Raw genomic sequence first — 13,295 nt, forward strand, 5'->3', positions numbered from 1 at the left:
TTCACCGGGTGCCCTGGCCCGGTGCAGCTGCGGCAGGCGCTGGTGTCGGCGTTCGCGCGATGCACGCGGGTGCGGTGGACGAGCGCGCTGAGCTGCCGGACGCATGCCAACGATCTGAAGCTGTTCCTCAAGGAGATCGCGGTCCGGGAGCGTCCGGTCCGGAGGGTCGGGCAGCTCACGCCGGTGGTGTGGGAGGAGTGGCTGGCGCCGAGCCTGGGACGGCGGCGGCTGTCGTCGTTGCTGTTGGAGCTGGACGGGCTGCCGTCTGAAACTCGGTATGCGGTGACCATGCGCCGGCTGGGGAGCGGGCGCAGGGCAGCGGTGAAAGAGGGGTACTCGAAGGAGACGGTCCATCAGGTGCGGAACGCCGCCGCGCGGACGGTGCGGGCGGCCCGGCTGCGCATCGAGGGCAACGCCCGGCTCCTGGAGCGATGGCGGTCTGGTGAGCTGGATGCCGGCCACGCGGAGGAGGGTTGGGCGCAGGTGCTGGACTTCGTGATCCGCCACGGCGATCTGCCACGCCAGCCGTGCGGACGGGCGAGGTCCTGGGCGGATCGGGTGCTGCGTGAGCGGTTCGGTACGGGAGGTGTACCGCAGGGTCTGCTGGCGCTGTTCCCGAGCCAGGCCGAGATCGGGGCCGCGGCGGTGCTGCTGGTCTGTCACGAGGCGTGGAACTTGTCGGTGCTGCAGGAGATGAAGGTTCCCGGTCAGTGGCCGAACGCCGACCAGGACAGCGGTACTCCGGCGATCTACCGGGTGGACACCGACAAGCCGAGGCGCGGGGCGCGCCGGCGGCACAACAGCAACAACCTGGTCGATGCTGGGGAGCACACGCCTGGCTGGGCCATGCAGCAGGTCCTGGTGATGACCGGACCCGCCCGGGCCAGCGCCGCTCATCTGGGCCGGCCCACCGATCTGCTGCTGGTCACCCGGCGCCGGGGGCCTGGTAATGGAGGGCCGAAGACCGCGGACGGGTCGGTCTATCTCGGCGATCGGATCTCCTCCTGGGCGGCGCAGTCGCGGGCGGCTGGCGCGGCTGTGCCAACCGACCTGACGGCGAGACGGCTGCGGCATGCGGTGCAGGTGTTCGCCGGAGCGCGCAACAACACGCAGCGGGTCCACGAGGACTTCTACCTGCGGCGCGACAAGTCGGTCATCGACACGGGCAGGGACGTCGTCGCGGCCGGCCTGGACAAGGCTGTGGCCGCCGCTCACGAGCAGGTCCGCATGCGGTTCCTCACAGGCACAGACGCCGGGGCCGTGACCGCAGAGGTGCTGGCCGCCGAGACCGGGATCCCGCAGCAGCGTGCCGAGGAGGTTCTGGCAGGTCTGCTGGACACCGCGGTGGGGGCGTGCGCGGACTTCGAGCACAGTCCTCTGTCCGCCGGCGGCCGGTGCGCGGTGTCGTTCCTGCTGTGCTTCGCCTGCCCGAACGCGATCGCCACTGCCCGGCATCTGCCGCGGATCGTCTACCTGTTCAAGGCCCTGGATCAGCTGCGGACCGCTGTCAGCCCCGCGGTGTGGAGCGCCGACTGGGCTGCCCATCACGCCCGGGTCGGTGACCTCCTCGGCCGCCACGCCGACAGCTCCCGCTGGGCGGCGCTGCTGGGCGCGCTCGGCGCACGCGAGCGGGACCTGATCGACCGGATGCTTGCTCGGAGGCTCGACCCATGACCACTGCCCCGCACCGTGCCTACCGGCTCGTCGACCCGCCACCGGACGCGCTGGTCCTCCCCGCGCAGCGGGTCCGGCCCGGCACCCCGGCCAGTGTGCTGCCGAGGTTGAGCGACAAGGTGTGGCAACTGTCCTTCCTCGACCACCTCGACACCGCTGCCAGCCGGACGTTCTCGTGGTGGGACGTCCCCGAGCCACTGCGGGCACCGCTCAAACGGACCGCCTACGCGGTGCTGCATCTGCCCGCCCCGGCCATCCTCATGGAACGGGGTTACACCGCGACTCGGCCTGTCCTGTCGGCCTCCTCGTTCCACAAGACGCTGCGGGCCTGGCGGGACATTGCCCGCTGGCTCGCCGAGCACAACATCGTCCGGCTCCAGGACGCGGATGCGCAGGTACTGGAGGCGTACGCGCGGAAGGTCGTTACGGCGGCCGGCGGGGTGAGGCAGAAGCGGCGCCAACTGTTCGAGCTCACCCGGGCCTGGGCCTACGCCCCGTTCCTCCCGGCCGGCGACCGCCTGGTGATCCCTCCGTGGGAGGACGACGGCGCCGCAATCCGCGACTTTTTCGACACACAGGACCTGGAGGAAGGCGAGTGTGACACTCCGGTGATCCACCCGGCGACGATGTCGCCGCTGCTGGTGTGGTCGCTGCGGATGGTCACCGACCTGGCCCCTGACATCACCACCGGCCTGCGCGAGTGGCGGCGCCTCGCGGCGAACACGGCTGCCACCTCCACACCGGAGGGCAGCGAACGGCTGCGCACTTTCTGCCACGCTCTGCGCGCGACGGGCGGCGCGTTCCCCACCTACGCGGGAGTGCAGCGGGCCACCTACGACCGGCACACAAACCGACGCCCTCCCCTGGCCCGCGCCTACCTCGCGGGGCTGCTGGCGATCACCCCGGCCACCATCGACAACCTACTGATGCGCGAGCCAGCCCTCCTGGACGGCATCCGCTTCTCCCCCGGTGCCCCACTCGACATCCGGCTCACCGGCCGGATCGACGGCAAACCGTGGCGCGAGTCGATCGACCACGCCGATGCCGTCCAGTTCGCCGTCCACCTCGCCACCGCAGCGATGATCACCATCGCGTACCTGTCGGGCATGCGGCCGGCCGAAGCCCTCCACCTGCGACGCGGCTGCGCCGTGCGCGAGGAACGGGCCGACGGCACCGTCCGCCACACCCTGACCGGCCGGCACTTCAAGAACGTCCTCGACGCCAACGGCGCCACAAAACCCGCGGGTGAGATCCGCCCCGAACCGTGGACGGTGATCGAACTCGTCCACCGCGCCGTCACCGTCCTCGAAGACCTCTCGACCGAGGACCTCCTGTTCCCCCGCAGCCTGTCGGCCAATCCCCACGCGCGCCAGCAGGCCCACGGCGGGGCGGCCATCTCCACGCACACGGCGAACAACCGCATCACCTACTTCTCCGCGTTCGCCAACTCCCTGGCCGAAAGCCTGGGAAGGGCTCACGAGATGATCCCGGACGATCCGGCCGGCCCCATCAGCATGCGTCGATTCCGCCGCACCGTGGCCTGGTTCATCTACCGCCAGCCCGGCGGCCCCGTCGCGCTCGGCCTCCAGTACGGCCACCTCCGTCAGACCCTGGCCGCCGCGTACGGCGGCCGGACCAAGCAGGACATGCTCACCGTCCTCGACTTCGAACGACAACTCACCCTGGCCGACACCCTCGCCGAAGCCAGCGACCGCCTCGCCGCCGGCGAGGGCGTTAGCGGCCCCGCCGCCGACCGGTACATCACCGCAACCCGCACCTTCGAGACCCACTACGCCGGCGGATTCGCCACCCGGACCCAGCTCCGCGCCCTCGGCAACGACCTCCAACTCCAGCTCTACGAAACCCCAGACTCCCTGCTGACCTGCAACTACGACCCCTACAAAGCACTGTGCGATCCCGGCCGAGGCCGGGACACCCCGCAGCGCACTCCCAGTGTCGACCGGTGCGATTCGGCCTGCGGCAACATCTCCCGCACCGACACCCACATCGCCCGCGCCCGACGAGAGGTGGACGAACTGCGGGACGAACTCGGGGACGGCCTGAACCCGGGGCCGATCGCCAGCCGGCAAGCCCAGCGCATCCAGACCCTGGAGAAGACGATCCGCCAGCACGAGAACTCCCGGCACACCCCCGGCCAGGCCACGTCATGACCGGCCCGGCCGACTCCGGCCACGATGCCGCTGCCGTCACGGCGCGCATGGCATCAGTGATCAGCACCGTGGCCGAAGCAGCCACCTGCACAACGGCCCACTCCCCCGCGGACGCCGGCGAGGTCCGGTGCATCACCGACGCCATGACCCGCCTCCTGCTCGGCGTCCCACTGCGCTCCGACGGAAAGCTCACCGTAAAAGCCCTCGCCGAGGAGGCCGGACTCAAACGCAACAAGCTGACCCACAAACACACGAACCTCAAAGACCTCTTCTATGCCCTCATCCGCATGCAGGACCACCAGCCACATGCCCTGCATGCTCTCCAGAAACAGCGCGACGTCCTGCGGAACCAGGCAGCCAAAGTCCGCCGCGAGCGCGACAGCCTCATCACGCAAGTACAGCAGCTCGTCCGGATCACCCAGGTCCTGGAACTGGAGAACGAGCAGCTACGGCAAGCAGACCGCAGACCCGCGGTACGAGTCCTGCCGCACCAGCCATAAACGTCTTCACCGTGGCCTGCACGCAGAATTCAAGATTTTCGCCGGAGTCACATGGCGTCGCGGCTCCCTAAAAAATAGGAACACGACGAGAGCACGTAGCTTGCGTCAAACTTGGCCAACCAACCTGGTAGACGCAGCATTCGGGCACCATCTCCATGGTCTCGCCTCTCTCCCCGCTGACGGCCGGGTGGTAGCAGTTCCAGGAAGGCGAGGGTCAGCATGCTGACCTGTGAGCTCACTGGCATCACAGAAAGCCTCAGTTTTGGTTGGAACGAACCTCTCCAATGTTCTGGACCGGTTCAAGCTCACGTCGGGGCAGACAGAAGTGCCTCCAGTACACGCCACGGGATTCACCACGCCCCGGAGTACACGAAGGCACGCTAAATCACCGACGTGTCAATACTGAGAGTTAAAGAGGTTCAACGAGTGGAGGGAAGTTCCACATACACAGTGAAGGGCGAGAGATCAGAGTCATCGCTAGTGCTGGCACTGAAACCCGAAGACAGGAGAATCTCCAGAATCGCGTCCCGCATGGCACTGTTCACGACACCATAGTGCTGAACGAGAGGGGAACTCGATTCACCTTGCTGAATGAGGGCCCAAACATTATCACGGAGGTGCTTGGATGTCTTCCAGGAGACGTGTACACCACCAGGGCCGTCTTCGTCTACATCAACCTCGACGGTTGCGCCGCCCGCCCCGTCGCCTCCATTGAGAGATGAGGGGATTCCAGCGTCTTGGAGTTGCCGGGTGATGGATTCTGCCAATTGATCGAGCTCGGGGGGGCGAGGGTAGGGGCGGATCTCATCCATGCCCCTACCCTAACATTGACTGCGAGAAGTACGCGCCTCGCTCTGCGGGAACTAACGGCGCCGGTGCTGGCTGATCATTTCTGAGAGCATGTCATCCGAAACGCGATTCGCTGAAGGATTACTCCCCCACGGTACCGCCCAGGTGATATCCACTTTGGAGTTCAGGGCACTCATCAGCTTGGGCGCGCATACCTGGCACGGTTGCCGATCACTGTAGAGGGCGACGACTTCGGATGGATCGATGTTATCCCTCTCCAGTTTCGCGAGAATGTCATCCTCCGAGTGGAATCCTTTCCCCTTGCTTACGCCATACACCTTCTTGCCCGACTTGAGCAAGGCTACCGCCACATTTCGGAGGTCGCTGACGCCTGTGCCAACCCGGACCTGGAAGGCGTAGTTGCTGAGATCTTCGCTATTATAGGGGATTTGACGGCCGAGAAGTACGTCGGCGCTGGCCTTGCCGGCGCCTCCGCCTGCGGACCCCTTGCCGCTCCTCCGTGCGGTGCCGGCGGATGTGTCGGACGGCCCGTCGGCGCAGGCGTATTTGCCGCGGAGTGCTGCGGGGAGGTGGCCGACGGTGTTCTTGGCGAGCCAGGCTTTGGCTCGGGCGATGGCGGGGTCGATGAGTGGGCGGAACCCGCGGAGGGTGTTGGCGGTGACGCGGGCTGCGCCGCTGAAGGCTGCGCCGGTGGCGAAGTCGCGGGCGCCCTGGGAGAAGCTGTAGTTGCCGCCGCTGGTGGCCCAGCCGTAGGCGAGGTTGCCGAAGCCTTCGAGGGCGGCGTCGGCGGCGATGGTGGCGCCGACTCCCCATCCGGCGCCTGCGATCCAGCCGGCGCCTGCGCCGACGGCTGCGCCGATGACGGCTCCGGTGCCGACCTTGCCCCAGAAGCTGCCGCCGTTGATGGCGTAGTCGACGCCGCCGACTACGGCACCTACGACCGCGCCGATGGCCATGCTGCAGAGGATGGCGCACTGGCCGGAGGGGTCGGTGAGGGTGGTCGGGCGGTTGTAACCGTAGTGGTAGGTGTCGGTGAAGGCGCTGCCTGCCGCTGCGGGCTGGGGGTCGGGGGTGGTGAAGCGGCCGGTGGCGCTGGTGTAGTCGCGTGCGCGGATGTCGTACAGGCCGGTGGTGGTGTCGAGGTACTGGCCGTGGAAGCGCAGGGGGTTGGCGGTGAAGGTGCCGGTGGGGGTGGTGAGGGGGTCGCCGTAGGGGTCGTAGGTGGCGGTGCCGGTCAGGCCGGTGGTGCCAGCGGTGTCGGTGATCGTGCCCTGGTAGTCGCCCAGCAGCCAGGTGGGGCTGGTGGTGCCGGCAGTGTCGAGGGTGGCGGTGCCGAGGGAGTCGGTCGGGTCGGTCCACCACTGGTGGGTGGTGGTGCCGGCCGCGCCGGTCTCGTCGAGGCGGGTGGCCAGGCCGCCGAAGGTGTCCCAGGTCCAAGTGGCGTCTTGGGCGCCGGCGAGGGTTCGGCTGGTGCGGTTGCCGGACTCGTCGTAGGTGTAGCCGACGGCGCGGCCGTCTTCGAGGGTGGCGGCGGTGAGGTTGCCGTCGAGGCGGTAGGTGAAGGAACGGGTGCCTGCCGCGGAGACCTGCCGGGCGAGGTTGCCGTTGTCGTCGTAGGTGTAGGTGGTGGTAGCGCTTCCGGTGGTTTCGGTGGTGGGGCGGTCGTCCTTGTCGTAGAGGTAGGTGGTGGTCTTGTCGCCGCCGCCCTGGTTGGCGGTGATGGTGGTGGAGCGGTTGCCGTCCTCGTCGTAGCTGTAGGTAGTGGACGGGGAGTCCGCGGTGCAGGTGGTGCCCGAGGCCGGCAGGCAGATGCCGGCGACGGCTCCGGTGCCGTCGTAGCTGTACAGGGCGGTGGTCGTTTTGTCGCCGCGGGTCGTGGTGACGCGTTCGGGGGCGCCGGTCCGGTTCCAGGCGACGCTCTGCTCGACCAGCGTGGTGCTGCCCAGGCTGTGGGTGAGTCTGGTGAGTTCGCCGGCCGGGTCGTAGTCGCGGCTGGTGGTGGGTCCGTCGCTGCGGCTGGTGGTCTTTAGCTCGCCTGCCGCGTCGTAGCCGTAGGTGAGGGTGGTGTCGGAGGCGAGTGAGCCGCCGTGCAGCGTGGTCGTGTCTAGTCGGGCGTCGTCGTCGTAGGTGTACGCCTCGGTGCGGCCGTCGGGCAGGGTGCGTTTGGTCAGGCGGCCGTCGGTGTCCCAGTCGTAGACGAAGTCGTCGTTGCCGCGGGTGATGCCCGTGGTGCGGCCGGCCTTGTCGTAGGTGTACTCGGCAGTTGTGGTGCCGTCGCTGACCTGGGTGGGGCGGCCGGCCTTGTCGTAGGTGTAGGTGGTGTCGGGGGTGGCGGTGTCGCTGTAGTCGGTCTTGGTGGTGCGGCCGAGGGTGTCGTAGTGGTAGCTGATGCTGCCCTGGGGCAGGGTGACGGTGTCGGGCTGGCCGTTGGCGGTGTAGGTGTAGGAGGTGGTGCGGCCCTCGGGGGTGGTGCTGGTCTTGATCCGTCCGGCCGGATCGTAGGTGTAGCCGTACTGATGTCCGCGGGGGGTGGTGACCGTCTCCAGCTGGCCGCGGATGTTGTAGTGGTACTTGGTCACCGCGTTCGTGGCGGTGGTGACCTGGTCGACGTTGCCGGCGTCGTCGTGGCCGTAGACGGTGGCGTTGGAGTCCGGGTCGGTGACCTTGACGCTCTGCCCGGCACCGTCGTAGTCGGTGTGGACGGTCCGCTGGAGCGGGTCGGTGACGTCGGTGCGGTTGCCGTCGGCGTCGTAGCCGTAGGTGGTGGTGTAGTCGGCCGGGTCCGCGCCCTCGACATTGCCGCGCGGGTCGGTGACTGTCTTCAGGCGCCCGTCGGTGTCGTAACCGTAGGTGGTCAGGGCGCCGGAGGCGGTCTTCGTGGACTTCAGCTGGCCTGTTTTGGTGTATTCGGAGGTGATGGTGGTGCCGCCGGCCGTCTGGCTGTGGGTGCGGCCCATGTCGTCGTAGTCGGTGGTGGTGACCGTGCCGGTGGGGCCGGTGGTCTTCACGGCCCGGCCGAGGACGTCGTAGCTGGTGCGGGTGATGGAGCCGTCCGGGCCGGTGACCGAGGTGGCCCGGCCCTGGGCGTCGTAGGCGGTGACCGTGGCCAGGTAGCGGGTGGGGGCGTTGGGGTCGACGACGCGGGTCTGTGTCTGGCGGCCGGCGGCGTCGTAGACGTAGGTGGTGGTGTTGCGGCGCTTGGTCTCGGCGTCCGCACCGTCTACGTTGCCCGCGGGGACGGTGGTGGCGGTCAGGTAGCCGGTGACCGGGTCGTAGTCGCTGGTGGTCTTCGCGCCGTCGGGGGCGGTGACGGCGGTCTCCCGGCCCGCGGAGTCGTACTCGTAGTGGGTGACGCGGTCGCCGGGGGCGGTCTCGTCGGTGACGTTGCCGTCGCCGTCGTACGCGTACTCGGTGACTCCGCCGTCCGGTGCGGTGATCGACTTCAGGTTCCCGAGGCTGTCGTAGATGTTGGTGGTGGTGCGGTCCAGCGGGTCCGTGGTGGTCAGGACGCGGCCGAAGTCGTCGTACGTCCAGTGGGTGGTGTACTTCTCCCGCTCCGCCGCGCTCGCCCCCTCGACGTTGCCGCGCGGGCTGGTCTCGCTGAGCTTGTTGTGCGAGGCGTCGTAGGTGTAGGTCGTCACCGCGCCGCCGGGGCTGGTCGCCCGGGTCAGGTCGCCTGCGGCGTTGTACTCGAACCGGGTGGTGCGCTCCAGCTGGTCGGTGCTGGTCTCCACCTGGCCGAGGGCGGTGTAGGTGAGCTTGGTGGTGGTGTCGTCGGGATAGGTGGTCGTGGTCAGACGGCCCTGGGAGTCGTAGGCGTAGGAGGTGGTGTGGTCGAGGGCGTCGGTGTGGGAAAGGACGCGGTTGTCGTCGTCGTAGGTCCAGGACTCGGACGGCGGGTCGGTGTCGTCGGCCGTGGTGGGCAGGTAGCTGCGGGTGAGGTTGCCGCGGTCGTCGTACTCGTTCCTGGTGAGCTGCTGGCCGGTGGTGTTCTCGGCGATGACCTGGTTGTCGTCGTCGTAGTAGACGTCCGTGGAGCGGCCGTTGGCGTCGATCTGGGAGACCAGCACGTTGCCCTGGTAGATGTCCTGGGTGACGGTGCCGGCCGGGTCGGTGATCGTGGCGGTCTCGGTGTCCGGGTCCCAGGCGAACTTCCACACCCCGCCGGCCGCGTCGGTCTGCTGGGTGACCCGCCCGGTGTCGGGGTCGTAGACCGTCTGCGCGCTGACGTGGCCCTCGGGATCGGTGATGCCGTTCAGGTAGCCGGTGGCCTGGTCGTAGGAGTAGCGGGTGGTCTTGCCGTCGACGCCGCGCACGGCCATCAGCCGGTTCGCGCCCGCAGACAGGTCGTAGATGTAGGAGACCGTGTGACCGTCGGAGGCGGTGACCCCGGTGATGTGCCCGGACTCCGCGCCGGTGGTGCCCCAGGTGACGGTGAAGGTCTGGCCGAGGGTGTCGGTCAGCGTGTCCAGGCGGCCACCGGCGTAGGTGAGGGTGACGCCGTGGTCCTGGTCGTCGACGTCCTTGACCAGACGGCCGGCGCTGTCGAAGAGCAGCCGGTCGCCCGCGAGGTTGGTCAGCTGCCAGCCGCCTCCGCTGCGGTCGGCCATGGTCGCGGTGACGCCCGGGTCCTGCGGGGTGTAGGTGCCGTCGGCGTTCTTCGTGAAGTTGGTCTGACCGCCGGTGCCGTTGCGGAACGTGTACGTGCCGCCGTCCTCGACCATCGAGACGGTCGCGTTGTAGGCGAACGTCCAGCCCTGTCCGAACGGCCCGTCGGTCGAATCGAGGCTGTTGTAGGTACGGTCCCAGCTCAGCGACCGGCCGGGGCCGGCCAGGGACAGGTCGGTGAAGTTCTCGGTCAGCGTGCCGGTGCCGGTGTTGACGGGGTCGGCGGCCAGACGGGTGTTGACCATGCCCCGCCCGTCCCAGCACGAGCAGCCCCAGGTGCGCTTGAGCGGCTGGGGGTGCGGGCCGCCGTAGCCGGTGAGGCTGATGGACTTGAGGAAGACCGAGCGGCCGGTGAAGGTCTTGGAGTCGTCGACTCCGTGCCCGCCGGTGTAGTCCTTCTCCTCGTTGTGCGCCCAGTCGGCGATCGCAGTGCCGCCCTGGTCGAGGTGGTGGAAGTCGTCCCCGCCGGAGCCGAAACGGTAGACCTTGGTACGGCTGCTGTACGGCTTGTACTCGGTATACAGCTGGGTGTCGTCGCCGAGCTGTTTACGCAGATGGTTGTTGTGGAAAGTGTTGCCGGGCCCGGAGGACCCGGACCACTTCACCGCCTTCTTGCCCGCGGCCCACCAGATCGGATACCAGTCGGAGTCGTCCGGATCGCTCCCACCCTCATCCCCGCAGTTCGTGTCGCAGTTGGAGGAGCGGTGGGCGTAGGGGACGGACACCTCGTTCAGTTCGAAAAGGTTGTTGCGCTCGTAGCCGCCGTGCAGGTTGAGGTCGGAGTCGAAGCTGTTGCCGATCGCGACGTTACCGGACGCGGACCACTGGAAGGTGAAGTGCCGCAGGTTACGGGTGGTGTTGCCGGCATACAGGGAGTCCCAGACGCGGGAGCCGCGGAAGTAGCCGTTGCCGCCCTTGCCCTTGTTCCACGAGCCGTCGAGGGTGTTGTCGACGATGGACAGGTTGGAGGCGACCTCGGTGACGATCGGGTGCGACCCGGTCATCTCCGCCTTGACGCCCTTGACCCAGGAGTTCGCGGCCCACTTGAAGACGATGCCGTGCATCGCCGCGGACGGGTCCATGTTGCCGTAGTTGTGCGAAGCCTGCGCCTTGTCCAGGTTCGGCATGTCCTGGGTGAACGACAGGTTCTCGATCCCCACCCCGACCACGGCGTCGACCAGCGGGGTGACCTTCGAGTCGAAGACCTTGCCGTCGATCGGATCGGAGCCGTCCGAGGTGGAGTTCAGCGGGAGGTCGTACTCCAGCGGCTTGTCCAGCTTGATCGTCTTCTCCAGCGGATCGCCGGAGGTGACCATGAACACCTGCTGCCGCATGTGCTCGTTCTCAAGGTCGAAGTCGGTGGGGACCGCCTTCATCTCCTCGTAGAACTTCATCGAGTTCGCGGCCATCACATTGACCAGGCCGCCGACCTTCAGGTTGTCGAACGACGCGTCGGAGGCCAGGTAGATCGTCTTGTCGCCCTTGCGGGCCGCATAGCCGGTGTCCCCGGGCTTGGAGCGCAGGGTGAGGCCGTTGATCCAGTGGTCGTTGACCGTGCCCTCGAACAGGTCCTTGCGGTTCGCGGGCGCCGCCGCGTACTGGGCGGCGTACTTGTCGGCCACCGCCCGGGACTGCACCCGGAACATGCCCCGGCCCGGCCAGATCCAGCCGCCGGAGGCATCCCCCGACGTCATCGCGTCCTGGTCCCACCGCGTGTGGTCCGCGGTGATGGTGTCGTAGCGGGTGTCGGCGTTAGGACGGTAGACCAGGTGCGTGCCCTTGGTCCCCGAACCCGCGCCACGCAGGATCAGGTAGTCGGCATCCAGGCTCAGCTCGTGCGTGATGTTCAGGGTGCCGGCCGGCAGCAGGATCCGGCTCTCCTTGGTGTAGTCACCGTCCGGAGAACACGCCGACTTGATGTGGTCGACGGCGCGCTGCAGGCCGTCGGTGTCATCGGCGCCGTCGTCCGGCACCACCCCGTAGTCGTCCCTCAGTTCGGCGGCGGAGATCCGGCAGGTGTCCTCGGGACGGACGTTGGCGTCGGTGGGCAGGATCGTTCCGCCACCGAACCCCGCCTTCGACCAGTCGTACAGACCGTCCACCGGGGCACGCCGGTTGTCCGCCGTCGTCCACAGACTCTTCAACGCCGGAGCCGGCTCCTCGTACACCGGCTTCGGCGGCGACCATGCCACCGGCGTACCGACCGTGAACACCGCGAGCGTCTCCGCGGTCGCCCCCGTCGACGTGTTGGTGACCCAGCGGGCCTTCAGCTTGTGCGACCCATCTGTCGTCGTCACCGCCCACTGATACGGCGCCGCCGTGTCCTTGCCCGCGTACGCGTCATCCAGCAGCCACGTCACATCACCACTGACCGTGCTCGCGTTGGCCACCTCAGCGGTGAACGGCGACGTCACCGACGCACCGTCCAGCGCCGCACCACCCGAGGTCAGATACGGACTCGCAGTGACGGTGAAGTCCGCGGTCACCGACGCTGTCGCCCCGGTGGAAGCGTCGGTGACCCAGCGGGCCTTGAGCTTGTGCGAACCGGCGGTCGCCGTCACCGTCCACTGGTACGGCGCGGTGCTGTCCTTACCCGCGTAGGCGTCGTCCAGCAACCAGGTGACCTCACCGGTCACCACGTCCGCGTCCGAGATGTCCGCCGTGAACGGCGAAGTGAGCGTCGCCCCGTCCAGCTTCGTACCGTTCGACGACAGATACGGCACCGGCGCCGCCGTACCCACCGTGAACGTCGCCGTCACCGAGGTCGTCGTGGAGCCGGTCACCCAGCGGGCCTTCAGCTTGTGCGAACCGGCGGTCGTCGTCACCGTCCACTGGTACGGCGCGGTGCTGTCCTTACCCGCGTAGGCGTCGTCCAGCAGCCATGTCACGTCACCACTGACACCGTCAGCGTCGGACAGATCCGCGGTGAACGGCGAACTCACCGTCGCACCGTCCAGCGCCACACCGCCAGAGGTGATGTGCGGCGACGCAGCCCACACGGGCGGAGCCGTCAGTACCCCCAACCCCAGCGCAAGCGCCAGGACACCGACAAGTACCGTCACCCAACGCGATCTCCATGACCACCATCGAGACGCTCTGCCAGACATCCTGACGCCCCCTCCGAAGCAGCGGAGGCCGTGCCGCCTCCCCCAACGCGAGCAACAGGAAGATTCTTACTACACCCTTACTTGTTCACAGAAGACCCAAAGGGCATCCACGCAACAACCATGAACTGACGGGTTTTCAATTGAAGAGGTCATACATTAACAAAGTGACGCTAAAGGCGATCGCGAGTCGACACCTCCGGACTCCGCGAGTGGCGCACGTCACTCGATCCTGATTCTGTAACCCTTCTCACAAACGGTCGGTGCTATCGCCAGTACAGGCAGCCACGTGATCTGGCGGTGGACTTGGCCGCGATGCTGGTGAGCAGCTTGTCGCGAACGGCAGGCAGCTCGTCCGTGACGCACCC

The 13,295-nt window shown here is 67.9% G+C and carries 5 protein-coding genes; 3 read left to right on the forward strand and 2 right to left on the reverse strand.

The genetic code is table 11. The features are described from left to right. Positions 1-21 precede the first annotated feature (21 nt). The 3 genes from ACIQOE_RS07195 to ACIQOE_RS07205 are packed head-to-tail and all read left to right on the forward strand — an operon-like array spanning position 22 to position 4,345. Complete coding sequence (locus ACIQOE_RS07195) at positions 22-1,674, forward strand: hypothetical protein (protein ID WP_401410178.1); 1,653 nt, start codon at positions 22-24, stop codon at positions 1,672-1,674. Then, a complete protein-coding gene (locus ACIQOE_RS07200) occupies positions 1,671-3,845 on the forward strand; it encodes a hypothetical protein (RefSeq protein ID WP_401410180.1) in 2,175 nt (724 codons plus the stop codon). Before ACIQOE_RS07195 ends, ACIQOE_RS07200 begins: the two co-directional genes overlap by 4 nt. Then, on the forward strand, positions 3,842-4,345 hold the full coding sequence (locus ACIQOE_RS07205; protein ID WP_401410182.1) for a hypothetical protein: 504 nt from the start codon (positions 3,842-3,844) through the stop codon (positions 4,343-4,345). Before ACIQOE_RS07200 ends, ACIQOE_RS07205 begins: the two co-directional genes overlap by 4 nt. A 419-nt stretch (positions 4,346-4,764) precedes the next feature. Here ACIQOE_RS07205 and ACIQOE_RS07210 read toward each other — a convergent pair whose 3' ends face one another. Together ACIQOE_RS07210 and ACIQOE_RS07215 are read right to left on the reverse strand one after the other, a co-directional pair. Beyond that, positions 4,765-5,157, reverse strand: a complete 393-nt coding sequence (locus ACIQOE_RS07210) for a hypothetical protein (protein ID WP_401410184.1) — start codon at positions 5,155-5,157, stop codon at positions 4,765-4,767. Between the two features lie 51 nt (positions 5,158-5,208). Further along, complete coding sequence (locus ACIQOE_RS07215) at positions 5,209-12,930, reverse strand: DUF6531 domain-containing protein (protein ID WP_401410186.1); 7,722 nt, start codon at positions 12,928-12,930, stop codon at positions 5,209-5,211. Positions 12,931-13,295 lie beyond the last annotated feature (365 nt).

The organism is Streptomyces sp. NPDC091282, assembly GCF_044757385.1.
Classification (GTDB): domain Bacteria; phylum Actinomycetota; class Actinomycetes; order Streptomycetales; family Streptomycetaceae; genus Streptomyces; species Streptomyces gramineus.

What these genes read in the sequence shown, in the direction of transcription:
- ACIQOE_RS07200 (WP_401410180.1), top strand. Translation starts at nt 1,671, where the DNA reads ATGACCACTGCCCCGCACCGTGCCTACCGGCTCGTCGACCCGCCACCG.
- ACIQOE_RS07215 (WP_401410186.1), bottom strand. Translation starts at nt 12,930, where the DNA reads ATGTCTGGCAGAGCGTCTCGATGGTGGTCATGGAGATCGCGTTGGGTG.
- ACIQOE_RS07205 (WP_401410182.1), top strand. Translation starts at nt 3,842, where the DNA reads ATGACCGGCCCGGCCGACTCCGGCCACGATGCCGCTGCCGTCACGGCG.
- ACIQOE_RS07210 (WP_401410184.1), bottom strand. Translation starts at nt 5,157, where the DNA reads ATGGATGAGATCCGCCCCTACCCTCGCCCCCCCGAGCTCGATCAATTG.